Origin of the sequence: Streptomyces gossypii (genome assembly GCF_025165795.1) — a bacterium.
In the GTDB taxonomy this organism is placed as follows: Bacteria; Actinomycetota; Actinomycetes; order Streptomycetales; family Streptomycetaceae; genus Streptomyces; species Streptomyces gossypii.
In genome coordinates, this window is sequence record NZ_JAJAGO010000005.1 from 183,596 (window position 1) to 208,043 (window position 24,448).

Here is a 24,448-nt window from a genome sequence, read left to right on the forward strand (position 1 = left end):
CTAGAGCCCGAGCGAGAGGTACTGCGGCTCGGTGAACTCCATCAGTCCGGCCGCCGCCCCCTCCCGGCCCAGACCGGACTGCTTGCTCCCGCCCATCGGGGCGAACGCCACGCTCGGTAGTGCCTCGTTGACCCCGATGACCCCAGCCTCCAGCCGTTCGGCGAAGGTCCAGGCGCGGCCGATGTCGCGCGCGTAGACGTACGCCGCCAGGCCCATCTCGGTGGCGTTGGCCAGCCGCAGCGCCTCTGCGTCGTCGGTCACCCGGAACACGGCGGCAGCCGGGCCGAACACCTCGGTGGTGGCGAGGGCCGACGTGGCCGGTACGTCCCCCAGCAGGGCGGGCGCCAGGAAGCTGCCGGCTTCCGGTACCGGACGCTCGGCGGTGAGCAGGGTGGCACCGGCGGCCAGCGCTCCGTCCACCAGGCCGCGTACCGCCTCGACACGTACCGGGTTCAGCAGCGGACCCAGGTCAGGGCAGGGGTCGGCGAGGCCGTCACCGAGGGTCAGTTCGTCGGTCCGGCGGGCGAACTCGCTGACGAACTCGTCGTAGACGGCCGTGTGCACGACGAAGCGGTTGGCACCGATGCAGGACTGCCCCGTGTTACGGAACTTGGCGAGCAGTGCGCCCTCCACCGCTGATCCGACATCGGCATCGTCGAGCACCACGAAGGCGGCGTCACCCCCCAGTTCGAGCAGCGGCCGGACGATACGGCGGGCGCACCGCTGCATGATCAGCTTTCCGACGGCGGTAGAACCGGTGAAGGTCGCGACACGTACCGCCGGGTGGTCGAGGAGAGCCTCCGTCGTGGGTGCGGCCGGGCCGTGCACCAGGTTGACGACGCCGTCAGGCAGACCCGCGTCGGTCAGGCAGCGGATCAACTCGGTGACTGCCAGCGGCGCCTGCTCCGAGACGCGGGCGACCACGGAGCAGCCCGCGACCAGGGCGGGCGCGAGTTTGCGGGCCTGGATGGAGCAGGGGAAGTTCCATGGTGTCAGGCTGGCCACCACGCCCGCGGGGCGGTGCAGCACGAGATGGCGGCGGCCGGGAGCCTCCTGAGGCAGGATCGCGCCGTCGGCGCGGCGGCCCTGCTCGGCGAACCAGCGGAAGTACTCCGCCGAGAAGGCGATCTCCCCGGCCGCTTCGGGGAGCCGCTTACCCGCCTCTGCGGCGAGCAGCCGGGCCAGCTGGTCAGACCGCTGCCGGATCAGACGTGCGGCCTCCAGCAGTACGTCGGCCCGGTACCGGGCGGTGGCCGCCGACCAGTTGGTGAACGCGCGGGCTGCCGCATCGCAGGCGGCGGTGGCGTCCCGTACGGCCTGGCCGGAGTCCGGGTGGTCGACATGGCCCACCAGGGCCCCGGTGGCCGGGGCGCGCACCTCCAGCCGCTGGTCCCGGCTCTGCCACACGCCGTCGATCAGGACGGTGGGAACCACGCTCATAGCCGGCCTCTCCTCGGTGTCCTTGACTGTCGCCATGGTTCAGCCCACCCTCGCTGCGACCGTCTCGTCCACGATGTCCACCAGGTGCCGCAGCCGCGGCACCGCGTCCTCGTGCAATGCGCGTTCCAGGTCGGGGGCGCCTATGCAGTCCCGCCAGACGGCGCGTCCGGCCAGGAAGCCGGACGCCCCCGCCTCGCAGGCCAGCCTCACTGCGCGCGGGAACTCGTCGGCGGGCACCCCGGAGGAGAGCACGACCCAGGGCGAGGCGATCGCCTCGTCGAGTTCGGCGCAGGACCGCCGGATCTCCTCGTCGGTGCTGCGGCCGCCGTGCGGGACTTCCCCCTTGTACAGGTCGGCGCCGAGGTTCCCGAGTTCGCGGGCGGCGGCCAGCACGCCGCTGGTGTGGTCCCAGGCGTCGCCGGACCTGGGAGGGCGGGAGACCGGCTCGATGATGCTCACCAGACCGGCGTCCCGGCAGCGCCGCACGAAGCGGCGCACCATGTTCGTACGCGTCTCGGGTGAGCCGTCGGGGCGCCAGATGACCAGCAGTTTCATGGCGACGGCGCCCTGGCCGCGCACGGTATGGGCGTCCACGTCCTCGTCGATCACCGCGTCCGTGACCACCTCGCCGTGTCCGGGAACGAAGTGGTCGGCGGCCGCGATCAGCCCGCAGCCGGGCGCGACGGCTTCTTCCTCGACCAAGGCGTCGAAGCAGAACTGCCGGTCGGCCAGGACCCCGGAGGCGTACGGGGTCAGCACGCGCGCCGCGGCTGTCTTGAACGCCGTCAGCTTCCGGTCGGGCACCGACTCCAGCACCCGTGCCGGTACCGAACCGTCGGGTTCGGGCACGGCGTTCCCGGCGAACATCAGCCGCATGGCCTCGCGCTGGTCCACGGCGAGCATGGCCAGTGCCCCGGAGGAGCGGGCGAGCACCGACAAGTCATAGGCGGGCAGGTTCACTCGAACTCCTTCACGTCACCGGACAGTGCGGTGACCTCGTGGTGGCCGGGGATCGCGGAACGGCCGTCGACGGCGCGGCAGGACAGAGCGGCCACGTCGGCGGCGTACGCCATTGCCTCGGGAAGCGCCAGATCGCGCACGATGCCGGTGAGGAGGGCGCCGTGGAAGACGTCACCGGCGCCGAGCGTGCTGACCACCTGGACGGGCCGGGCGGGGACACGGTGCACGGTGCCGTCGGCGTCGCGGCCGAGGGCACCTCGGGCGCCGTCGGTGGCCACCACCTGCTGGGCACCGGCGGCGGCGAGCAGAGCGGCTTCGGCCGGGGTGACGCCGGGTCCGGCCTCGGCCGCGCCCGGGTCCGGCGTTGCGGCGCGGGCGGCGGCGTCGGGATAGCGGGCGGCGAGACGTCCGACGGTGGGGACGTAGAGCTGTACGTCGGCGGGGCGGCAGAGGGTGCTGGGCACCGGGTTGCCGTCGTCGACGGAGAGCCGGGGGCGTTGTCCGGGCGGCACGTCGGCGAGCAGCGCCGCGACGGCCGGCCAGCCGAGGTGGTCCACGTGCACCCAGTCGGCTTTCCGTACGGCGGCCTCCGCCTCGGGCTGGAGGACCAGCGGGGGGACCGGGAGGGTGCAGATCGCCCGGGCCCCCTCCCGCAGGCTGGAGATCACGACGCTGGCGGGAGTACGTACGTCGGGGTCGATGTGCAGGTGGCGGGTCCCCACGCCCTCGGCCGCCAGTTCCGCCGCGATGCCGTGGCCCCGGGCGTCGCTTCCGACGGTGCAGATCAGTTCGGTGTGCAGGCCCAGCCGGGCGGCGGTCACGGCGGCGGTCGCGGCCGGCCCGCCGCCGCCGTGCACCAGGTCGTCGGCGACGATCCGTTCGTCCGCTGTGGGGTGGTGGTCGACCACCGCGATGACATCCGCGGTAGCGACACCGACGAAGACGACACGTGTCATGGCCACCGCCTGCCCGAATCCAGAAGAGTCATGGAGGGAGTGTCACAACGATATGTTTACTTGTCAACAGAGAATGTTGCTAACGGATCATTCCTGTGCGTGGCGGAGTGCACAGTGGTGGGGCAGCGTCATGCCTCGGGGTCCGTGTTCGTGTCCGCCACGACACCCGCCGGAACGCCCTCCGCCACGCAGACCCGCACCCCGGCGGCATCAAGGGCCGCCGCCAGACCGGCCGCCGGCGGCCGGTCGGTGACCATGGTGCCGACCGCCTCCAGCGGACAGAGCAGCACCGGCGCTGATGCCTCGATCTTCGAGTGGTCCACCATCAGCACGACCTCGTCGGCTATACCCATCAGTGCCTGCTTGGTGGGCCGTTCCAGGTCGGTGCTGACGTAGATTCCCCGTTCGTCCACGGCCGCCGCTCCCATGAAGAACAGCCGTACCCGCAGCCGGGCCACGCCCTCCACCGTCATCGGTCCGACGAAGGCCCTGCTCTCCGGATTGAGATCGCCGCCGAGTCCCACCACCCGGGCCGGGGGGCGGCCCAGCATCTGCTGGAGAACGGGCACCGAGTGGGTGACCACCGACCCGGTGAACGCCTGCGGCAGCGCCGCGACCAGCTCGCACGGGGTGGTCCCGGAATCGATCGCGATCGCGTCGGCCTGACCTGCCAGCTCGGCCGCGCGAGCGCCGATGCGCACTTTGGCGTCGTGGTGTGCGTCCGCCCGCCCGGAGAACGCGGGGACCTGGCTGCCCAGCGGCAGGCTGACTCCGCCGCGCACCACCCGTACGAGACCGTCCCCCTCCAGTAGCCGCAGGTCACGCCGTACGGTCATGTCGGAGACTTGGAGGTCGCCGCTCAGGTCGCTGATCGAAAGAAAGCCGCTGGCCTGTAGTCGGCTGAGGATCGCGTCGCGTCGCCCGGTGGCCGTGTCGTATCGCGGCACTGCGTCAGTCATGTGCCCTTCCTTGATTCGGCGCCCACGGCTCACACGCCCGTCCCGACTCATACATCGCCACCTTACTCACGGGGCGTACCCCGATGTTCACTCCGCAGCGAACCCTTGACAACGCCACGGTCAGCGTTAAAGTCCCAACATCTCATGTTGGATTTCTAACAGACAGCGCACGAGACATCCACTCTCCGCCGGTTCTGCGGCCGTCCGCCGGACCCGCACCGCTCGTCAGGAAGGCCCGCAATGCCGCGTGTCGCACTCATTCCCACGGCCAGGCCCACCTTCGCCACCGATCAGGCGCGGGTGCGGGCCGACTCGGCCCACGAACTGCTGGCCAGTCTCGGCGCGGACGTCGTGGGCCCCAGAGAACTGGTCATGACCCCCGAGGACGTCGAGGCGGCAGCCCCGGCCCTGGACGGAGCCGACCTCGTGGTCAACGTCTGCGCCACCTTCTCCGACGCGACCCCCGCGCTCCGGCTCTACACCGGTCTGGACCGGCCCCTGCTGCTCTGGGCCTTCCGGGAGCCCGGCGAGACCGGCGATCGGCTGTGGCTCAACTCCCTCTGCGGCGCGAACCTCTTCGCCCACGCCGTGGTGCGCGAGGGCGGCACCGTCCGCCTGATCCACGGCGACCCGGACGAGCCCGCCGTACGTGACGCCCTGGCCTGCGCCCTGGCCGGAGAGCTGCCCGCGCCTCCCGTCCTGGAGACGGTCCACGGTGAACGGGCCGCGGAGGAGCCCGTGCGGGCTGGACTGGAGCGGCTGCGCGGCCGCCGCATCGGATTGGTGGGCGACGCTCCGCCCGGCTTCACCCCCAGCGAGTACGACCCTGAACTGGTGGCGGAACTGTTCGGGATCACCATGGAGAGGCTGACCGTGGACGCCGCCATCGACGCGGCGCAGCGAGTGGACCCCGGTGAACGCGAAACCGAACGGGAGGCCGCGACCGCCGCCCAGCCGAGCCTGGCTCAGGTGGACCACCAGCAGTCCGGGCTCGCGGCCGCCGTCACCACCTCCCTGCGTGACTGGACCGCCGACCGCCAGCTGGCGGCCGCGGCAGTCCGCTGCTGGCCGGAGTTCCCCACCCGGCTCGGTGCGTGTCCCTGCTCGGCGCTCTCCAGGCTCGCGGACGAGGGAACCCCGACCGCCTGCGAACGGGACGTCTACGGGGCCGTGACCATGCTGCTCATGGAGTCGTTGGGCGCGGGCACGACGTACCTGGTGGACACGGTCGACGTGGACAGCGACCGCAACGTGCTGCGGTTGTGGCACTGCGGCGCCGCCGCGACCTCGCTCGCCGCGGACCCGGCCAACGCCACCCAGTCGGTGCACTGCAACCGCAAGCTGGGAGTGGCCGGGAACTTCCCGCTGCGTACCGGGCCCGTGGTGATCACGCGGCTCACCGAGGACCCTGCACGGCCCGGCCGGCTCCGACTGCTGATCGCCGCGGGCGAGTCGCTGCCCGCCCCGAACCGCTTTCAGGGCAACACCGCCGAGGTACGGGTGGACCGGCCCGCCGACGGCCTTGTCCAGTCCCTGGTCACAGGTGGATTTCCGCATCACACCGTGCTCGCCTGGAGCGACGTACGGCCCGCCCTGCGCACCGCCGCCGACCTGCTCGGCATCCCCGTCACCGAGTGGTGACGGTGTTCATCGGCTTCACGAGGAGGGACGAGCAAGCATGACCGAGAATTCACGGCCGTACGGTCTCAGTCGCCGCGGACTGCTGAGCGCCGCCGTCGCCGGTGGGACCGTCGCCGCCGCGGCGGGCTGCGTGGGTCCGGGCTCCACCCGCGGCGGCCGGGGGAGCAAGGGGGCGCCTTCCGACGTCCTGCCGCCGGTGAGCGGTCGAGCGGACGCCCAAATATCGTTCGCGCACTGGAGGGCCGAGGACAAGAAGGTCCTCGGCTCGATCATCGACGACTTCACCGCGGGCAACCGCGGCAGCGGGGTACAGCAGGACATCTCCCCGGCGCAGGACTACCAGGCCAACGCCCTGCAGCGGCTGAAGGGCGGCGCAGTCGGCGATGTGCTGACCGCCTTCCGTGGCGCGCAGTTCACCGACATGCTGGATGCCGGTCTGTTCACCGAGCTGTCGGCACAGACGTTCGCCGACGCGTACCTGCCGCAGCACAGCCGTGGCGGCCGGGACGATGCCGGGCGGCTGTTCGGGCTGCCGTACCAGCTGGTGTTCCTGATGCCGCTGGCCAACAGGGACCTGCTGGAGAAGGCCGGCTACGCCGATCCGCCGCAGGACTGGGACGGCTATCTGGATCTCTGCGACAAGCTCAAGTCGCGCGGCAAGGTCCCGCTGGCCTGGCCGGGCGCCGAGCCGGGCAACGCGGGCCAGCTCTTCAACTCGATGGTGATGAACAACGCGCCCAGTGACGACGCCTGCGCACGGATCGCGTCCGGCAAGGCGAAGGTCACCGACGACTGGTTCCTCGCCCTCCTCGGCCAGTACGCGCAGCTGCGCCCCTTCGTGCAGGAAAACGCGTCCGGCACACAAGTCGAGCCCGCCCAGCAGATGTTCGCCCGCGGCTCCGCGGCGATGCTGTCGACCGGCTCCTACCACATGGCCGCCGTACGGCAGCTGGACGCCAAGTTCCCGATCGACCTGGTCCCGCCGATCACCGTGGACAAGGGTGAGCGGCCACGCTACGTGGGTACGCACAACGCCACCTTCATCCTCGGGGTGAACGCCGCCGGCGAGCACGCAACCACCGCGCTGCGCTTCGTCGAGTACCTGTCCACCCCGTCGGTGGCCACCCGTTACGCCAACGGCACCGCCCAGCACCTGACGGTCTCCGGGGTCACGTACGAGAACAAGGACCTGCGCGCAACCGAGCACTGGCTGAAGAAGCGCACGATGCTGGCCCCGCGTTACCAGATCGAGGACATCGACATGCTCAACGCCGTGGAGGGCGCCTGTGCGGATGTCCTCACCGGCACGTCCCCCGACAAGGCCGCCGACGCCGCCCAGCGGGTCGTCGACCAGCGGCGGCGCAAGTGAGCGCCCCCAGCCCGGTGAAGACCGGCCCCAGCCCGGCGGCGGACCCGCCGTTCCCCGAGCGTGTGGCGCACCGGCGCCGGAGTCTGCGCAGGCGCTACGGGCACCCGGCGTTCTATCTCTTCCCACTGCCCGCACTCGTCCTGTACGTGATCTTCTTCGCCATCCCCACGGTGCAGGCGTTCCAGTACGCGGTGACCGACTGGGACGGCTACAGCGCGGACTACGACTCTGTGGGCCTGGACAACTTCGGGCAGCTCGCAGGCGGGGACGACCTGTTCTCCAACGCGATGTCCAACAGCCTGAAGTTCATGCTGGTCGTGGTGGTCCTGCAAACGCTGTTCTCGCTCGTACTGGCATCCATGCTGACCCGCAACAGCCGCTCTTCCACGCTGCTGCGCGCGGTGTTCTTCCTCCCGACGATCCTCTCCAGCGTCTCGGTCGCGTTCGTCTGGAAGTTCATCTACGACCCGAACTTCGGACTCGCCAACGGCGCGCTGGAAGGCGTCGGGCTGGACGCGCTGACCAGCTCGTACCTCGGTGACGACGGCAAGGCCATCTACTTCCTGGCGCTCACCCAGGTGTGGTTCCACACCGGCCAGATGATGGTCATCTTCATCGCCGGTCTCCAGCAGATCCCCCGGGAGCTGTACGAGGCCGCCGCGATCGACGGAGTGAGCAGGTGGCAGCGCTTTCGGCACGTGACCTGGCCGATGATCGCCCCGGCCACCAGCATCGTGATCGCGTACACCACCATCCAGTCGTTCAAGGCCTTCGATCTGGTGCTGGGACTGGGCGGCAATCCGCCGCAGGGGTCGCTGGACATCCTGTCGACCCGTATCTACACGTCGTTCGCCAACTCCGAGTTCGGCTACGCCGCCGCCGAGTCGATCGTCTTCATGGCGCTGATCGCACTCGTCACGGTGATCCAGCGGCGGACCGTCAAGCTCACCCAGTCAGGAGCGTGAGATGGGATCCCGTATCGGACGGCGTGCGCTGCTCGGCGTGTACGCGGCGCTCGTCCTGGTGCCCCTGCTGGTGATGCTCGCCGGCAGCTTCAAGTCCACCTCGGACCTGTTCAGCAACCCGTTCTCGCTGCCCGAGGAGTGGCGGTTCAGCAACTACAGCGAGGTGCTGGGGAGCGGGGACCTGAGCACCGCGTTCACCAACAGCGCCGTGGTCAGCACCTGTTCCGTGACGCTGACGCTGCTGCTGGGCAGCCTGGCCGCGTACGGAGTGGCCCGTATCCCCGGCTGGCCGGGCTGGGCCGTCTACGGCTTCCTCGTACTGGGCATGTCCGTGCCCGCGCAGGCCAACATGATCCCGCAGTTCGTGCTCTTCGACGTGCTCGGCCTGACCGACAGCCTGACCGGCCTGGTACTGATCAACATCGTCAGCACGCTTCCCGTCGCGGTGTTCATCCTGGCGGGCTTCATGAGAGCGCTGCCCCGCGAGATCTACGAGGCCGCGGCGCTGGACGGGGTCGGGCCGTGGCGGACGTACCGTTCGATCACGCTGCCACTGTCCCTGCCGTCAGTCGCCGCCACAGCCATCTTCCTGCTCGTCATCCACTGGAACGAGCTGCTGTATCCGCTGCTGTTCATCAACGACCCGGAGAAGCGCACCCTGCCGCTGGCACTGCTGAACTTCCAGGGCGAGTTCCTCACCAACTACCCGCTGCTGTTCACCGGCGTCGTGGTGGCCTCGCTGCCGCTCGTCGTCGGCTACATCTTCCTCCAGCGGTTCTTCATCGCCGGGATGACCGCCGGCTCGGTCAAGGAGTGACCTGTGTACCTGCTTCGTGAGATCACGGCGGTGCGCCCTTACGAGGGCGGCGTGGAGTGCGCCATACGTGCCGTCCGCTGCGTCGAACTTCCCGGAACGCCGGGCTACCTGACCGGCGAACCGGCTGCCGACCAGGGCATCGAGACCACCATGCCCAACCTCCCGAAGCTGCCGGTCCCCCCGCTGGATCCGCGCGGCTTCGTGCTGCGGGTGGCGTTCGGCAGCGAGGACGCCGTCCGGATCACCCTCGCCCCCGAGGGCGCGCGAGTGCTCGGCGAGGAGCCCGGCTGGCTGGGCATCGTGCTGGACGGCACCCACGGGCCCGCACCCCGCGTACGCACAGCCGACGTCGCGGTGGGCCCCGGCGGGAGCGGCCCGGGCATGGCGGACACCGCACAGACCGTCCTGCACACCGGCAGAATGCGGGTACGCCTGACCCGGCGGCCGTTCGCGGTCGCCGTCGAGGACACCGCCACCGGACGCACGCTGCTGCGTACCGGGGAACGGCTGCGACAGGTGGCCGGGTTCCCGATGGCCCCGCCCGTGCTCGCCGGAGACTCCGGAACAGTACTCAACCTCGAACTGGGCCCGGACGAACGGATCACCGGGTTCGGTGAACAGTTCGGCCCGCTCGTGAAGAACGGACAGCGGTTGCGGCTGCGAGTGGAGGACGCTCTCGGCACCGGCACGGGCATGGCCTACAAGCCGGTGCCGGTCTGGCACTCCAGCAGTGGCTATCTGGGCTTCCTCAACACCGGTGCCGTGGTCACCGCCGATGTCGGCCACCGGCGCCCGGACGTCCTCGGCCTCACGGTGGACGACGAGGCGCTCGACCTGTGGATCATCGGCTCTCCCTCTCCCAAGACGCGGCTGTCCCGCTACACCGCACTGACCGGTCGGGCCGCCGTACCGCCACTGTGGGCCCTGGGCTACTGGATGGGCCGCTGCCGTTACCACAGCGCCGCCGAGATGAACGAGGTCGGCGACACCATGCGCGAGCACGCGGTGCCCTGCGACGTGCTGCACGTGGACCCGGACTGGCTGGTGGTGGACCGGCTGAACTGCGACTTCATCTGGAACACCGAACGCTTCGGCGACCGGGCGGCCTTCGTCGCCGGGCTCCGTGCACGCGGGCTGCGACTGTCGGTGTGGGAGCTCCCGTATCTCGATCCCGCCTCGCCCCGGCACGCGGAGGCCCGGGAGCGCGGCTACCTCGTACGGGGCGCGGACGGCGAACCGGCCGAGGTGGCGGGCACCCCCTCTCCGGACGGACGGCCCCGCGCCCTGGTGGACTTCACCAATCCGGAGGCCGTGACCTGGTGGCAGGACCTGCACGCGGAGTTCCTGGACGACGGCGTGGCGGTGTTCAAGACGGACTTCGGCGAAGGGCTGCCCGACCGCACGGCCCCGGCCGACGGCACTCCGGCCCACCACGCGCACAATCTCTACCCGTTGCGCTACAACGCAGCCGTCTCGTCCGCGATCGCTGCCCGCACCGGCCGCCCCCCGCTGGTGTGGGGCCGGTCGGGCTGGGCGGGCTCGCAGCGCTACCCGGGCCAGTGGGGAGGGGACGCGGAGTCGACGGTCGCCGGGATGCGCTCCACGGTGCGCGGCGGACTCTCGTACGCGCTCAGCGCGCCGGGCTTCTGGAGCCACGACATCGGCGGTTTCTTCGGTCCCGAACTGACACCCGAACTGTACGTGCGCTGGACGCAGCTGGGCGCGCTGTCCCCGCTCATGCGAGCGCACGGGCTGCGCCCCCGAGAGCCATGGGCGTTCGGCGACCGGGCGCTGGAGATCGCGCGCCGCTGGGTACGCCTGAGGTACGAACTGCTTCCGTATCTCTGGCAGGTGGCACGAGAGACCGCCGAACACGGCTGGCCGCTGCTGCGCCCCCTGGCGCTCGAGTTCCCGGACGATCCCGTGGCCGGCTCGGTGGACGACAGTTTCCTGCTGGGCCCGGACCTGCTGGTGGTACCCGTCTTCGACGACGGCCCCGGCCCGGTACGCCGCCGCTTCTGGGTGCCGCAAGGCGGCTGGACCGACCTGCTCACGGGCGAACGTCACACCGGGCCGGGGCACGCCGAGCAGACCGTCGGCCTCGAGCGCATGCCGGTATTGGTGCGGGACGGCTGCTGGCTGCCGCGGCTGGCCGTGGACGACACGGTCCGCTCGACCGACGACCTGGCGGACCGGCCCTGGCAACTCCACCTGTACGGCGCCGCGGACGGCCTGCGCGAATTCACCGGCTTCGACGGGTCTCCGTTCGACGTACGGGTCGAGGGAGACGTGGTGCGTGCCGAAGGCGACCAGCCCTTCGCCGGACGGGTTGTACGGCACATGGCGGAACGGTGAGCGCGGAGTTCACCGGGGCACCCGATTTCCCGGAGAAACGCGACCGGCTGTGCGCACTCGGCACCCGGCACGGCCTGGACACACTGATACTCCGGGCACCGGCCACCCTCGCCTGGCTGCTGGGCGCTCGCACCCACGTGCCGCAGACACTGGACACCGCTTGCTTCACCGTGCTGCTGATCACGGGCACCGGTCAGCTGACCGTGGTTGCCAACGCCATCGAGGCGCCCAGGCTGCGGGACACCGAGCTCGCCGGGCTGGACGCCGACTGGCAGACCGTGCCCTGGTGGGAGAGCCGGGACGACCGGCTGCTGTCCGGGCCCCGGACCGGGTCGGACATGCCACGCCTCGACGAGATACCACTGACCGCGGAGATCGCCCGTGTCCGCCGCGTGCTGACCGGACGCCAGCAAGACCAGTTGGCCGAGGTCGCACGGGACACCGCAGAAGCGGCGACCGACACGGCACACCGGCTGACTCCCGGCCGCACCGAGCGGGCGGCGGCGGCGGACCTGGCCCACGCGCTACTGGAACGGGGCCTGGACCCGGTGGTGCTGCTGGTGGCGGCCGACGAACGTATCGATCGGCACCGCCACCCGCTGCCCACGGAGCGGGCGGCCACCCGCCGCATGATGCTGGTGGCCTGCGGCCGCCGGCACGGCCTCATCGCCAGCATCACGCGGTTCGTGTCGTTCGGCGCGCCGACCGCGTCCGAGCAGCGCCGCTATGAGCGGCTGCTGGAGGTGGAACGGGCGTTCCTGGACTCGTCGCTGCCCGGCGCACGGCTGGGCGCGGTCTTCGGCGCCGGAGTGACCGCGTACACGGCGAACGGCTTCCCGCCCGACGAGTGGCACCGGCACCACCAAGGCGGCTTCTCAGGTACGCAGCCGCGCGAGTTCCCGGCCCATCACGCTTCGGCGGAGCTCCTCGCGCAGGGGAGTGCCGTCGCCTGGAACCCCAGTGGCGGCGGATGGAAGGTGGAGGACACCGCCCTGGTGCTGGCGGGCGGCGTGCGCACCTTGGTGCACGACGACCGCTGGCCGACGGTACGGGTCGGGGGCCGCGACCGCCCTGGGGTGCTGATCCGCTGAACCTGCCTCGGCATCGCCGAGACTGCGCCTGTTCCGTGGAAGCCGCCGACGGCATGCGGACGCGTCACTCCGTGCCGCGGGGCGTGTCTCCCGTCGTCAGCGACACCGCCGTGGTGCCGAGCCGGGGCACCGGTACGGGCAGGGAGCCGTCCGCCCCGGCGCGCAGTGTGGCGGACACGGCGCCGAGGTAGTCGGCAGACATGGCTCCGGTGGTGGGGAAGCCCGGAGTCAGCCGGCAGGTGACGGGTTCCTCGGCGAAGGATTGCAGGCGAACGAGCAGACGCCCCGGTTCCGGCACGGTCAGACCGACGACGCGCACGCGCGGGTCGTCGAGGGCCAGTAGTGCGTAGGAGGTGCCGGGGCCGGGTTCGGCCGCCCGGCCGGCCCGTATCGCCAGCAGAGGCCGGCTGCCGACGGCGGCCGTGCGCATGCCGAGCACCGCACCGCCGAGGGCCGGTGCGTTTTGCCATCCGACGCTGTAGCGGAAGACATGGTCGAACTCCTGCTCCGAGGGGAAGTTGGTGTCCCAGATGTTGTTGTGGATCCACGAGAAGACCGTCCCCGGCTCCTCCTGCGCCAGAGACTGCGGATACGGCACATAAGGGATGGCGACCCCGCCCACCTGGATGAGCGGTGCGTCCTGAGTGGCCAGCGCCGCGCTCGTGGCCTCCTCCTGGAGGCTGACCCAGCGGCGTATCGCCCGCATGTGCCGGGCCGAACCGGGCACCGTGGGCAGCCCCGTCCCAGTGACTCCGCCGGTCGCCTCCATCCGGACGGCCGGGGACCGCATCGCGAAGGGGAAGGCGAAGAACGCGCTCTCCTTTGTCAGGGTCGCGGCCTTGTCGATCCGGTTCTCCAGGTCGATCCGCGCACTCGCGCGCGGCAGATGGACCTTGACCCGCAGCCGTCGGGTGCCGGCCGGGGCGCATTCGTAGACCAGGGTCTCGCCGGTCGCGTCCGAGGTCCGTTCCACCAGAGCCGCCGGGGGAGCCGTCTTCCGCGTGGCCAGCAGGTGCATCGAGTCGTCGGCCGTGGTCTTGCTCGACTGGTGGTTGAACCCGCCGGCCGTGGCGTACTCGTCGTACAGGTACCCGTTGAAGCCGACGGTGGCATCCTGGCGGACCAGTTCGTTCCCTGTCCGCTTGTCCAGGATCGAGTCGATGCAGGCGGACGGCAGATCGACGTGGACGCGCAGGAACTCGTTCTCCAGGACCGTGGAGGCGTCGGCCGGGGAGCCGCTCTCCGCCATGAGAGGCGAGGGGGACGGAGCGGGTTCGATGTCCACTCGTACTGCTCCGTGGGCCGGTACGTCGGCCAGCCGGAACAGCAGGAAGCGGCCGGCCGCCCGGTGGAGTTCGTTGCTCTGCTCTTCCTCCACCATCTCCAGGGGTGTGCCGGTGCGGGAGTCGACGACCCGCACCGGGTCGGCGAGGGGCACGGTGCTTTCGGGGAGGAAGAGCCGGACTGTCTCGGAACGCTCCCAGCTGCACGTGTTGACGACGTAGTAGCCGGCGAGCGTCCCTTCGCGCGGAGCCAGGCGCTCTCCCAGTGCCGCGCTCGCGGCATCAAGGAGGGTGTGCGCCCCGTCGTGGGCACGCAGGGCCTGGGCGTACTTCCAGTGCCACTGCCGCTCGCCCGAGGCATGGCCGTGGTCGCCGTGCGTCCACGGGTCGCCGGCGCCCCAGGTGTGCTCGTTGAACAGCGAGGCCGCGCGGTACACCTCGGGCGCGGCTTCGGTGATCCGTGCCCCATCCGGTGCCCCCAGGATCTCCGCGTACCCCGCGAGGGTCTGCGCGTCGGCAAGCGCCGCCTGCCCGTCGCGGGTGGCGGCCAGTGGCACGGCCCCCGCGCCGACGCCGTCGACCCACCAGTCCGTCCAGTCGCCCTCGAACGTCTCGATCCGGTCGCCGAGCCGTTCTTCGGCGTCGGTGAAGAAGTCCTCGTTGCGTGAGGTGCGCAGGACGGGGAAGGCCCATTCCTCGTTCCACCGGCGCACTGTGTCCGCGATGATGCGGCGCGGCGGCCCGTTGTCCGCGAACTTGCCCAGGACCCGCAGGTGCAGGAAGTCCCACGGGTACGGGTCGCCCTTGAACTCCTCGTCCAGGATGGGAAACCCGGGGATGCCCCGCCCCTCGTGCGGGTACTGGTGGTTCGTCAGTGCCGAGAGGTAGTTCGGCAGCAGGTCGTCGACCCGGTCGAAGGATTCGTCGAAACCGATGATCGACCCCTCCATGTAGGCGAGGCCGTGCGGGGTGTCGGTACGCCATACCAGCACTTCGCGCCCGCTCGGCACCCGCCAGCGGAACAGGCGCGGCAGGTCCTGGCCGCCGACGTGGTGCGGCACCGCGCGCCCCGCCCAGTTGTGGGCGACCGACAGGTAGCGGATCCCGCTGCCGGCGAGGACGTCGGGCAGCCCGACGACCTGGCCCGGCACGTCCGTCTGCATGGCCGTGGTGATGTCGATGCCTTCCCGCTCCCGCAATTCCCGTACGGGACGCAGCAGTTCGTGCAGCTCGTCCGTGGAGCAGGTCTCGGTGTGGAGGTTGAAGGGCATCGCGGCCAGTTCGATGCGTCCTTCGCGCACGCGGTCCAGGAATTCCGCGACCAGCCGCGGCGGCCGGTTCTGCGACCAGTTCTCGTAACTGAAGAATCCCTCGACCGCCCAGCGGAACTTCGACTCGTCCGGCCAGTCGTCCGTGGTGCGGCACAGTTCGAGCAGGGAATCGAGGTACTTGCGCCCTTCGGCGAGCACGGTGCTCTGCGGGTCGGTGTAGCCGATATCCAGGTGGGCGTGCTGGACCAGGTGCAGCGTCCAGTGCCGCTGCGGGGTCAGCAGTACCTCGGTGCTTTCTCCGGCGGCAAGCTCAGGCAGCTCGACGAGGACCGGTGTGGGAGCGTCCACCTCCGGAACGAGCAGCCGGGTGTCTCCGCCCGGCCCCGGCAGGACGTCGCAGCGCAGCGCACCCCCGGTGACGGTGGTGACGCGGGCACGGGTGACCGGTCGGCCCACCTTCACGCGGACGGACTGGAGCAGGCCCCCCGCGCCGTCGTGGCGCAGCAGCGGCTCGCAGGAGAGCCTGACCCGGTGTCCGCCGAGGACCCCCTCGGCGGACACCGCGCGCTCGCGCAGGATGTCTCGGGCCATGTTCGAGTCCCACCAGGAGGGACGGGCAAGTGCGGGGCGGGGCATGGGAGAGGTCTCCACTCGTGTGCGGTGCCGGGACGTGCTGCTCGGGGCGTGGGTGGGGGAGGCTCAGGAACGGTCGGTGGCGAGACCGGCGAAGATCTGTACCATCGCGGACTGTTCGAGTGTCTCGGACTGCGCGGCCGGGTCGTGGTCGCCGCCGCCGGAGGGCTGGAAGCGGAACAGTCCGTCGGACGGTGTCCGGTTGTCCTTCCAGGTCTGCTCGGCGTAGGTGGCGGCTGTCTTTCGGTAGGCGCGGTCGGGCCGCACCTCGTTCAGGATGCGGAGGTTGTCGAAGTAGAAGGCGTTGAAGATCGCCGGCTGGTCGTGCAGCCGGTCGCCCTGCTTCCAGTACGTGAGCGAGCCCTTCGCGTCCTCGACGGCACGGTCGAGGTAGCTCTGGTTCCCGGTCGCGCGGTAGAGCGTGGTCGCGGTGCCGATCATCGCGCCGGAGTTGTACGACCACAGGGTGGTGTTCACCGTGCCGTCGTCGTCGCGGCTGTTGTTGTACAGGCCGGGGGACTGCCGCAGGCACGACCAGTTCCACTCGTACCACTTCTTCGCACTCGCGAGGAACTGTTCGTCGTGGTCGATGGCGTAGAGCTCGGCGGCCAGCTGGGCGGACAGTCCCGTGACGTTGGCCGCACGCATGGTGTTGTCCGGCGAGTCGACCCAGTGCATGCCTCCGGGGCACGGCTTGGCGGGGTCCTCGTCCCAGCCCCGGCTGACGACCGCATAGGTTTCCAGCGCCCGGTCCAGGTACAGCTTCTTGCCGGTCGCCCGGTACTGGTCGAGGAAGGAGAGTCCGACGACGGCGTTGTCGTCGTAGAAGACGTCGCCGCCCTGACCGAGCGGGGCGGGCAGGTAGGAGTCGTATCCGGACCTGCCGTCGCGGGGGTTGAAGTACAGCCGCAGTGTCGTGAAGCGCTCGGCGGCATCGCGCTTGTAGCGCGCACCGCCGCGCGGCAGTTCGGTCATGTCGACGGTGGCGGCGGCCACCTCACGCAGCGGCCAGAGGTACGAGTGGGGGTTCTCCCCCTCCTTGCGCGGCGTCTTCTCCAGGTACAGGCCGTGCTCCTGCGGGCCCTGGTAGAGGTGCTGCTGCAACGAGTCGTAGGTGACCTCGGCGCGGTGGGCCCAGGTGGAGGGCGAGGTCTGCCGGTCGCTGTCGGCTGCGGCGGAGGGACTCGCCAACAGCGCTCCGGAGAGGACGGCGAGGGCCAGCGTGGCGCGTACAGGTGTCTTCACCATGGTCTGCCTTTCGGGAAGGTGGAACGGTGAGGGGCGTCGGGGATGCTGCTCAGCCGTGCAGCTTGAGGCTGCTGACGAAGAAGCGCTGTGCGGAGAAGAAGAGGACGACTGTCGGCAGCGAGACCAGCAGCGCGCCGCCGAGGACCACCGGCGGCCCCACGTTGGAGTAGTTGCCCTGGAGTTCGGCCAGCGCGGCCATGACCGGGCGGATGTTCTTGCTGGTGGACAGCGTGATGCCGAACAGCAGGTCGTTCCAGACGGCGACGAACTGGAAGACGAAGGCGGCCACCATGGCGGACCTGGACAGCGGCACGTGGATCTGCCAGAAGACCCGCCACCAGGACGCACCGTCCATCCGGGCGGCCTCGATGATCTCCGGTGCCAGCGTCAGCGCGAAGTTGCGCATGATGAAGTAGGCGAACGGGATGGCGATGGCCACGTACACCAGGAACAGCCCGAACTGGGCGTCGTAGAGCCCGGTGTCGGCGTAGGCGAGGAACAGGGGGCGCAGGAAGACCTGGAGCGGCAGCAGGGTTCCCGAGTAGATCAGCCAGAACCACAGCGTCTTGTGCTTGACCGGCATGATGACGGTCGCGAACGCGGCGGTGGTGGCCACCACGATGGCGGCGGCGGCGCTGGTGACGGCGTAGAGCAGGCTGTTGCCCATGGAGGGGCCGAGATCCGCCTTCGTCCAGGCTTGCGACATGTTGTCGAAGAGACCGAAGCCCTGCGGCCACCAGTGGGGCGCACCGCCGTAGTCGGCGGCCGGCACCATGGCGTTGACCAGCAGCAGCCAGGTGGGCAGTGCCCAGACCAAGGAGATGACCACCAGGGTGGTGTTGCGCAGGATGCGGCCGGGCGTGGGCCGCGTTCGCGGGGCACGCCTCGGCGTGCCGGGGATGGTGGGCATGATCAGTTGCCTTTCGGGGTCAGCTGACGCCGCAGATACAGCCACGAGGTGAACAGCACGATCGTGGTGAGTACGACCGCGACGGCCGCGCCCGCTCCGGGGTGCAGGGCGAGGAATGTCTCCTGGTACATCGAGACCGCGAGCGTCTCGGACTCCCGTCCGGGCCCGCCCTGCGTGAGCACCCAGATCAGGTCGAAGGACTTGAGCCCGTTGACCAGGCTGATGCCGACGACGATCACCGAGACGGTCCGCAGCTGGGGCAGCACGACGAACCAGAACCTCCGCCAGCCCGACGCACCGTCCAGGGAGGCGGCCTCGAGGGTTTCGGGCGGAATGGTCTGGAGACCGACCAGGAAGAGGATCACCGCGACGCCCGCCGACTGCCACGTGTTGGCGAGGATCATGACCAGCGTGTTGCCCGGCCACTCCAGCAGCCACCCCTGGGCGAACGCATCCATGCCGAACGCCCTGAGCGCCTGGTTCGCGGCGCCGTCGGTGGTGAGGACGAAGTTCCACACCACCGCGACGGCCGATCCGGACAGAGCGTAGGGAAGGACGACGACCAGCCGGGCCGCACGGGACCACCCGCCGCCGTGTGTGAGCACGGCGATGGCCAGACCCAGCAGGAGCGGCAGTACGACCGTGCCGACCACCCACATCAGGGTGTTCTGGATCGAGCGGGTCAGCACCGGGTCGTTGAGGAAGAGGGCGTAGTTGTCGAGACCGGCGAAGCCCGAGACGCGCCGGTCGTCGAAGAAGCTCCGGTAGACGGTCGTGGCGAACGGGAGCAGCAGCAGTGTGCTGACCAGGAGCACGGCGGGAGCCAGAAATCCGGCCCCGGCCAGCCTGTCCCGTAGCCGCCGGGCGGACCGGCGCGGGGGAGGGGAGTCCGCGGGGCCCGGCTTGGACGAGGTGCGCGGGCCGGGGAGCGGTGGTTTGCGCTGGTCGAGGGAAGAACTCATGCCTCGTCCCTCTCCCACGCGGCCCACTCCTCGGCCGCCCGGCCCGCCATGCTGCGCAGCGTGCCCTCGGCGGAGGAGGACCCGGTCATGAAGCTCCCCAAGTCGTCGGTGTTTCCCTGGATGAGGTTGGGCGGGCCCGACTCGCCGTAGCGCGGCAGCAGCGTCCAGCGCTCCCGCTGCGCACGGTCCTTGAGACCGGCCATCACCGGGTTGCCGGGCCGGGAGCGCGGATTGGCCGAGGCATCCTGGAGGAAGTCGGTCCACACCTTCTGGACCTTCGGGTCGAGCCAGTTGGCCGCGTTGGCCATCGCCGCCTCGTGCGAGACGGCCTTGCGCGGGACGGCGAGCACACCCGACTCGGTGATGACAGAGCGGCGGGTGGAGGACTCCACGGGAGGCATGACGAAGGCGTCGAAGTCGACGCCCGGCTTCATCCCGGTGGCAGCGATCCCCTGCGACTGCCAGGAACCGTGCAGGAACATGCCGACCTGCCCGGCCTTCAGCGCGGCAGGACCGTTGTTCTGGTCGAAGTCCGCCGGCGTCATCCAGCCCTTGCGCATGAAGTCCTGCCAGATCTGCAGAGCCTGCTTCGCCTGGGGGTCGGTGTAATGCGCCTTCCCGCTGATCAACTCCGCGTAGAACTGCGGGTCCACCTTGCTGACGAGCTCCTGGAACCACTCGTAGGCGGGCCAGTTGCCGCTCTGCGTGGCAACGAACGGGACGATGTCCGCCTTCTTCAGCACCTCGGCGTTGTGCAGCAGCTCCTCCCAGGTGCCGGGCGCCCGCAGGCCGTGCTTGCGGAAGAGGGCCGTGTTGTAGAAGAGCACGTAGTACGACTCGTAGAGCGGCATCCCGTACACGGAGCCGCGGTAGGACATCGCTTCACGGGCCTGGGAGGTGACCCAGCCCCTGCGTTCGTAGTCAGCCCATAGGGAGGAGAGGTCGCTGAGCTCTCCGGTGCGGGCCAGCGACTTGAGGAGATACCCCGAGGCCCACTTGATCATGTCGGTGGCCTTGGTCGTCTGCAGCGAGATCTGCGTGACCTGCTTGTACGACGTGGGGTTCGGGTTGGACAGCGGACGCAGCGCGTAGCCGGTGAGCTTCTTCAGCTCCCGCCCGGCCGCTACGTAGCCCTGGTCCCAGGTGGCGTTGTCGTTGGCGAGCGAGGTGGTGCCCGGCTTCACCGCGGTGCTGTCGCCGCGGGCGCAGCCGGCCAGCGCGGCCGCACCGCCCGCTCCGATGCCCGCCAGGACGCTGCGGCGGCCAAGCGGGTGGGACGACCATTGTGTCGCCCCGCCGTTTGATCTCATGGGTTCCCTTCCCTTTGGATCCCGGGCAGGGATCCCTGGCTCTGGGGTGTGGCGGGTGAGGGGGCATGGCCCCCTCCGAGAGATCTCGCCGCACCGCACGGCATTGGCGGTTCGGATTGCCAGGATGTTAACGACACCATGGGGCTGAAACAAGACTCTGAGACGAGAATCCACCGAGGAACCCTCTCTAGCTGTGGTTATGTCTCACAGATAAGTCTTCACCTTGTTCGGCTCCTTGGTTATCGATACCATTCCTGCGGTCGCCCCCACTCGCCTCCTCAGGAGTACCCGTGCACTCAGAGCCCCGTCCTTACGAACGCAACCCCCGCTACCCGGCCGCCGGCACCGTGGTCACCGGGTGGAAGGACGCAGTCGCGACCCTGCCCGCCCGGCCGGCCGTGCTCGCCCTGGACGGGCCGGCGGCCCTGGACTGGAACGAGGCCGCCCGGGGAATCGCCACAGCCCTGCGGGAACAGTCCGTCGAGGCCGCCGTCCTCGATGTGCGTGAGCGCTGGTCACCGGCAGCCGTCGAGCGGTTGTGCGTCCCTGATGCCGACACCGACGCGTTCTTCCTGCCGCTCGCCGAGTTCGAGATGGCCGACCTCTTCGACGGCCGACTGTCCGTCGAGCGTCCCACGAGTGGCGTCCTGCTGGTCTTCGGCCCCGGCGCCGCCCTCTGCTCGCCCGATCTGATCTGGTGGGCGGACCTGCCCAAGCGGTACGCCGAGAGCGCTGTCGCCTCCCAGACGCTGCCCGTGGGCGTCAACCTCGGGCGCGTGGACGTACCTGGCGAACTGCGCAGCCTCTTCTACACCGACTGGCCCGTCACCGACCGCCACCGTGATGCGCTCGCGCCCAGGATCGACCGGTGGATCGACGTACAGGAACCGCAGGCCCCCGCCTCCCTGGACGGCGAGGCGGTCCGAGCCACCCTCGCCGGCCTCGCCCAGCAGCCCGTGCGCACCCGCCCCTACTTCAACTCCACCCCCTGGGGCGGCCAGTGGGCCGCCGAGAAGCTCGGCTTCGAGCCCGACAACGGCAACACCGCCCTCGGCTACGAGCTGATCGCCCCCGAAGCGGGCGTCCTCGTCGGCCAGGACACCGGGGCACTGGTGGAACTGCCCTTCCAGCTCCTGTGCGTCCTGCACCCCGAACGGTTCCTCGGCGCGGACGTGCACCAGCGCTACGGCACCTCGTTCCCCATCCGCTTCGACTACCTCGACACCGTCGGGGGCGGCAACCTCTCCCTGCACTGCCACCCGCAGGAGCAGTACATGCGGGAGAACTTCGGCTGGTCCTACACCCAGCACGAGACCTACTACGTCACGGCGAGCGACCCCGGAGCCCTGGTCTTCCTCGGGCTGCGGCAGAGTACCGACGTGGACGTCCTGCGCAAGGAAGTGGAGGCGTCGGCGACGCACGGCACACCGCTGCGCGTCGAGGATCACGTCCAGACGTTCCCCGCCGACCCCGGCCAGCTGTTCATGATCCCGGCCGGCACGCCGCACATCTCCGGTGCGGGCAACCTCGTGCTGGAGATCAGCGCCACGCCCTACCTCTACTCCCTGCGTTTCTACGACTGGCTGCGCCGCTCCGCCTCCGGGGTGCCCCGGCCGCTGTCTCACCGTCACGCCTTCGCCAACCTCGACACCGGCCGGCGCGGCAGCGAGGTCATCGAGGATCTCGTCCAGCAGCCGCGCCTCCTGCGCGAGGGCGCGGGCTGGCGCGAGGAGGTCCTCGGCGCGCTGCCCGAGATGTTCTACGTGGTCCACCGTTTCGTGCTCGACGGAACGGGGCCGGCCGACGACGACACCGAGGGCCGTTTCCACATCCTCAACGTCGCCGCCGGTGACGGCGTGGTGGTGGAGACCGCCGACGGCCGATGCCACGACCTGGCGTTCGCCGAAACCCTCACCGTGCCGGCGGCCGTGGGCAGCTATCGCCTCCACCCCGTCGGCGCACGGCCCGTGCAGGTCGTCAAGTCCCTGGTGGCACCGTCATGACGCGGGTGCCCGTACTGGAAGTCGGGGGCACCCACGTCACCGCCGCCCTGGTGGACATGACGACCGGCCTGCCGGTCGCCGATTCCGTCGTCCGCAGGCCGGTGTCCGCCGATGCCGGCGCCGCGGAGATCCTCGACTCCTTCGCCGCGGCCGCCCGGCACATCGCAGCACCCGACCGAGCGCGCTGGGGCGTCGCCGTACCGGGACCGTTCGACTACGCGGCCGGCATCGGCAGATTCCGGGGCATCGGCAAGTTCGAGTCGCTGCACGATATCGACGTCGGGGCGGGACTGCGTGATCGGCTGCCGCACCCGCGCGCCATCAGCTTCCTCAACGACGCGGACGCCTTCGCCATCGGGGAGCACCACAGCGGGGCGGCGGTACGGCGGAACCGGTCCTTGTGCGTCACGCTCGGCACCGGCGTCGGATCCTCCTTCCTGCACGACGGACGCCCCGTCACGGAAGGCCCCACCGTGCCGCCCGGAGGCCGGGCCCACCGCATCACCGTCGACGGACTGCCGCTGGAGGAGGTGATCTCGCGGCGGGCGATCCGCGCGCGGTACGCCCGGACCGCAGGTCTGGACGGGCGGACCGAAGGCCCGGACGTCAGCGCCATCGCCGCGCTGGCCCGCGGAGCAGACCGGCACGCCGCGGCGGCGATCAGCGGGTGTTTCACCACGCTGGGGCGTGCCCTGGCACCCTGGTGCGCCGTGTTCCGGCCGGACGTGATGGTCGTCGGCGGCTCCATGGCCGCGTCCTGGGACCTCATCGGCCCCGCGCTGCGCTCCGGACTCACCACCGGGGCCGAGGCCGCCGGACCGGGAGCGGATGCACGCGTCGCCGCGATGGACCTGCGTGCCGCCCGACGGCCCGACGACGCACCCCTGATCGGTGCCGCCCACTGGGCCCTGAGGCGTCGGACGGGGTGCGGCCCGCCGGAGCCCGACCCCCTGGCGGCCGAACCCGCACCCTTCGACGCCTGCCGCTCGGCTCACCAGTGAGGAGACAGTGCCGCCGCGCGCCAGGGAGCCGCCGGATCCGTCTGCCGGGGCGGACGGCGCCACAGGCCGGGCACTCTCTACAATGACGGCGCCTGCGACTCCGGCAGCTCCCCGACGGCACAGGCCCCCTGACGGTACGAAGGAAGGACCGGCCGTGGCGCAGCACCGACCGAGTGACGCCGCCGCGCCGACGATGCGTGACGTCGCCGCCCGTGCCAAGGTCAGCGCGATGACCGTCTCCCGGGTGCTGAAGGACGACCCCAGGGTCACCGAAGCCACCCGGGAGCGGGTGTTGAACGCCGTCGACGCGCTCGGCTACCGGCGCAACGAAACCGCTCGCCGTCTACGGGTCGGCGGCAGCGGGATGATCGGTCTCGTCGTCACCAACCTGGCCAACCCCTTCTACTCGCGACTGGCGCTCGGCGTCCAGGAGGTGGCCTACGAACACGGTCTGCGAGTCCTGCTCGGCAACACCGCCGAACAGGTCGACCGGGAGCGAGGGCTCGTGGAGGACCTGGCAGCCCGTCAGGTCGACGGGATGATCGTGGTTCCGGCGGGCGGCAGCCACCGTCACCTGGCACCGGCCGCGCTGCGCGGCATGCCGATCGTCCTCGCCTCCCGGCCGCCGGCGGGAATGGACGCCGACTGCGTACTGGTGGACGACTTCGGCGGAGCCGAAGCGGCCACCGGCCGGCTGATCGAGGACGGACACCGGCGGATCGGGTTCCTGGGGAACCCGCCCGCGCTCTACACCGGTGCCGAACGCTTCCGCGGCTACTGGGCCGCCCATGAGGCAGCCGGCCTGGAGCCGGACGAACGCCACATCCGCCGCGGACTGGCCGACGTGGCCATGGCCGAGCGCGCCGCCGTCGCCCTGCTGAGGGAGCCTGACGCCCCCACCGCCCTCTTCTGCACCAACAACCGTCTGACCCAGGGCGCCATCCGGGCCGTCCGCACCCTCGAAGTCCCGGTGGCCCTGGCCGGTTTCGACGACTTCGACCTCGCGGACGTCCTCGGGCTCCCGCTGACGATCGCGTCCTACGACGCCGACGAGATCGGACGCAGGGCCGGCCAGATGCTCATCGACCGCATAAACGCAGGCCCCCACACCCCACTGCCCGCACGACGCTCCGTGGTCCCCACCGAAGTCATCCGGTACGGGATAGACCGACCGTAAGCCTTGCACCGTCCGCCCGCCCGTTTGCGGGACACCGCTGCCCGCGACGGGCAGCGGACGGACCTGCGCTGCACGCGCGCAATTTTCGTTGGAGTCT

At 70.5% G+C, this 24,448-nt stretch carries 18 protein-coding genes; 9 read left to right on the plus strand and 9 right to left on the minus strand.

Annotated features, from left to right (window positions below):
- The 4 genes from LHJ74_RS12405 to LHJ74_RS12420 all read right to left on the minus strand — a co-directional run bounded on the left by LHJ74_RS12405 (nucleotide 1) and on the right by LHJ74_RS12420 (nucleotide 4,315).
- Complete coding sequence (locus LHJ74_RS12405; RefSeq protein WP_260218018.1) at nucleotides 1-1,440, minus strand: NAD-dependent succinate-semialdehyde dehydrogenase; 1,440 nt, start codon at nucleotides 1,438-1,440, stop codon at nucleotides 1-3.
- Nucleotides 1,441-1,479: 39 nt separating this feature from the next.
- Nucleotides 1,480-2,400, minus strand: coding sequence for a hypothetical protein (locus tag LHJ74_RS12410; protein ID WP_311203288.1), 921 nt, complete (start codon nucleotides 2,398-2,400; stop codon nucleotides 1,480-1,482).
- The gene (locus LHJ74_RS12415) at nucleotides 2,397-3,356 is read right to left on the minus strand and encodes a PfkB family carbohydrate kinase (protein WP_260218019.1); all 960 of its coding nucleotides are present in this window, start codon (nucleotides 3,354-3,356) and stop codon (nucleotides 2,397-2,399) included. The genes LHJ74_RS12410 and LHJ74_RS12415 overlap by 4 nt, the downstream gene beginning before the upstream one ends.
- Before the next feature lie 128 nt (nucleotides 3,357-3,484).
- Nucleotides 3,485-4,315: a DeoR/GlpR family DNA-binding transcription regulator gene (locus LHJ74_RS12420; RefSeq protein WP_260218020.1), complete on the minus strand. Its 831-nt coding sequence runs from the start codon at nucleotides 4,313-4,315 to the stop codon at nucleotides 3,485-3,487.
- 240 nt (nucleotides 4,316-4,555) lie between these two features.
- Here LHJ74_RS12420 and LHJ74_RS12425 point away from each other — a divergent pair, with 240 nt between their 5' ends.
- The 6 genes from LHJ74_RS12425 to LHJ74_RS12450 are packed head-to-tail and all read left to right on the plus strand — an operon-like array spanning nucleotide 4,556 to nucleotide 12,553.
- Nucleotides 4,556-5,956, plus strand: a complete 1,401-nt coding sequence (locus tag LHJ74_RS12425) for a hypothetical protein (RefSeq protein ID WP_260218021.1) — start codon at nucleotides 4,556-4,558, stop codon at nucleotides 5,954-5,956.
- Between the two features lie 37 nt (nucleotides 5,957-5,993).
- Nucleotides 5,994-7,325: an ABC transporter substrate-binding protein gene (locus tag LHJ74_RS12430; RefSeq protein WP_260218022.1), complete on the plus strand. Its 1,332-nt coding sequence runs from the start codon at nucleotides 5,994-5,996 to the stop codon at nucleotides 7,323-7,325.
- The gene (locus LHJ74_RS12435) at nucleotides 7,322-8,290 is read left to right on the plus strand and encodes a carbohydrate ABC transporter permease (protein WP_260218023.1); all 969 of its coding nucleotides are present in this window, start codon (nucleotides 7,322-7,324) and stop codon (nucleotides 8,288-8,290) included. The genes LHJ74_RS12430 and LHJ74_RS12435 overlap by 4 nt, the downstream gene beginning before the upstream one ends.
- Nucleotide 8,291: 1 nt before the next feature.
- Nucleotides 8,292-9,107: a carbohydrate ABC transporter permease gene (locus LHJ74_RS12440; protein WP_260218024.1), complete on the plus strand. Its 816-nt coding sequence runs from the start codon at nucleotides 8,292-8,294 to the stop codon at nucleotides 9,105-9,107.
- Between the two features lie 3 nt (nucleotides 9,108-9,110).
- Nucleotides 9,111-11,462, plus strand: a complete 2,352-nt coding sequence (locus tag LHJ74_RS12445) for a glycoside hydrolase family 31 protein (protein ID WP_260218025.1) — start codon at nucleotides 9,111-9,113, stop codon at nucleotides 11,460-11,462.
- Complete coding sequence (locus tag LHJ74_RS12450) at nucleotides 11,459-12,553, plus strand: M24 family metallopeptidase (RefSeq protein ID WP_260218026.1); 1,095 nt, start codon at nucleotides 11,459-11,461, stop codon at nucleotides 12,551-12,553. Before LHJ74_RS12445 ends, LHJ74_RS12450 begins: the two co-directional genes overlap by 4 nt.
- 64 nt (nucleotides 12,554-12,617) lie before the next feature.
- Here the strand turns inward: LHJ74_RS12450 and LHJ74_RS12455 are convergent, their stop codons facing one another.
- The 5 genes from LHJ74_RS12455 to LHJ74_RS12475 form a co-directional block, all read right to left on the minus strand.
- Entirely contained in the window at nucleotides 12,618-15,743 is a 3,126-nt protein-coding gene (locus LHJ74_RS12455) for a glycoside hydrolase family 38 N-terminal domain-containing protein (RefSeq protein WP_260218027.1), read from the minus strand.
- Between the two features lie 63 nt (nucleotides 15,744-15,806).
- Complete coding sequence (locus LHJ74_RS12460) at nucleotides 15,807-16,988, minus strand: glycoside hydrolase family 76 protein (protein WP_260218028.1); 1,182 nt, start codon at nucleotides 16,986-16,988, stop codon at nucleotides 15,807-15,809.
- A 49-nt stretch (nucleotides 16,989-17,037) separates the two neighbouring features.
- Nucleotides 17,038-17,898, minus strand: a complete 861-nt coding sequence (locus tag LHJ74_RS12465) for a carbohydrate ABC transporter permease (RefSeq protein WP_260218029.1) — start codon at nucleotides 17,896-17,898, stop codon at nucleotides 17,038-17,040.
- A gap of 2 nt (nucleotides 17,899-17,900) precedes the next feature.
- Nucleotides 17,901-18,860, minus strand: coding sequence for a carbohydrate ABC transporter permease (locus LHJ74_RS12470; protein ID WP_260218030.1), 960 nt, complete (start codon nucleotides 18,858-18,860; stop codon nucleotides 17,901-17,903).
- Nucleotides 18,857-20,170, minus strand: coding sequence for an ABC transporter substrate-binding protein (locus LHJ74_RS12475; protein WP_260218031.1), 1,314 nt, complete (start codon nucleotides 20,168-20,170; stop codon nucleotides 18,857-18,859). Before LHJ74_RS12475 ends, LHJ74_RS12470 begins: the two co-directional genes overlap by 4 nt.
- A gap of 290 nt (nucleotides 20,171-20,460) precedes the next feature.
- Between LHJ74_RS12475 and LHJ74_RS12480 the strand changes: the two genes are divergently transcribed.
- From LHJ74_RS12480 to LHJ74_RS12490, 3 genes are all read left to right on the plus strand, one after another.
- On the plus strand, nucleotides 20,461-22,173 hold the full coding sequence (locus LHJ74_RS12480) for a class I mannose-6-phosphate isomerase (protein WP_260218032.1): 1,713 nt from the start codon (nucleotides 20,461-20,463) through the stop codon (nucleotides 22,171-22,173).
- A complete protein-coding gene (locus LHJ74_RS12485; RefSeq protein WP_260218033.1) occupies nucleotides 22,170-23,174 on the plus strand; it encodes an ROK family protein in 1,005 nt (334 codons plus the stop codon). The genes LHJ74_RS12480 and LHJ74_RS12485 overlap by 4 nt, the downstream gene beginning before the upstream one ends.
- A 193-nt stretch (nucleotides 23,175-23,367) precedes the next feature.
- Entirely contained in the window at nucleotides 23,368-24,351 is a 984-nt protein-coding gene (locus tag LHJ74_RS12490; RefSeq protein WP_260218230.1) for a LacI family DNA-binding transcriptional regulator, read from the plus strand.
- The last annotated feature ends 97 nt before the right edge of the window (nucleotides 24,352-24,448 follow it).

Bases quoted from the DNA above. Each gene is read 5' to 3' on its own strand.
- LHJ74_RS12405 (WP_260218018.1), bottom strand. From the start codon at position 1,440: ATGAGCGTGGTTCCCACCGTCCTGATCGACGGCGTGTGGCAGAGCCGG.
- LHJ74_RS12425 (WP_260218021.1), top strand. From the start codon at position 4,556: ATGCCGCGTGTCGCACTCATTCCCACGGCCAGGCCCACCTTCGCCACC.
- LHJ74_RS12455 (WP_260218027.1), bottom strand. From the start codon at position 15,743: ATGCCCCGCCCCGCACTTGCCCGTCCCTCCTGGTGGGACTCGAACATG.
- LHJ74_RS12465 (WP_260218029.1), bottom strand. From the start codon at position 17,898: ATGCCCACCATCCCCGGCACGCCGAGGCGTGCCCCGCGAACGCGGCCC.
- LHJ74_RS12460 (WP_260218028.1), bottom strand. From the start codon at position 16,988: ATGGTGAAGACACCTGTACGCGCCACGCTGGCCCTCGCCGTCCTCTCC.
- LHJ74_RS12420 (WP_260218020.1), bottom strand. From the start codon at position 4,315: ATGACTGACGCAGTGCCGCGATACGACACGGCCACCGGGCGACGCGAC.
- LHJ74_RS12475 (WP_260218031.1), bottom strand. From the start codon at position 20,170: ATGAGATCAAACGGCGGGGCGACACAATGGTCGTCCCACCCGCTTGGC.
- LHJ74_RS12440 (WP_260218024.1), top strand. From the start codon at position 8,292: ATGGGATCCCGTATCGGACGGCGTGCGCTGCTCGGCGTGTACGCGGCG.
- LHJ74_RS12415 (WP_260218019.1), bottom strand. From the start codon at position 3,356: ATGACACGTGTCGTCTTCGTCGGTGTCGCTACCGCGGATGTCATCGCG.
- LHJ74_RS12430 (WP_260218022.1), top strand. From the start codon at position 5,994: ATGACCGAGAATTCACGGCCGTACGGTCTCAGTCGCCGCGGACTGCTG.
- LHJ74_RS12470 (WP_260218030.1), bottom strand. From the start codon at position 18,860: ATGAGTTCTTCCCTCGACCAGCGCAAACCACCGCTCCCCGGCCCGCGC.
- LHJ74_RS12490 (WP_260218230.1), top strand. From the start codon at position 23,368: ATGCGTGACGTCGCCGCCCGTGCCAAGGTCAGCGCGATGACCGTCTCC.
- LHJ74_RS12485 (WP_260218033.1), top strand. From the start codon at position 22,170: ATGACGCGGGTGCCCGTACTGGAAGTCGGGGGCACCCACGTCACCGCC.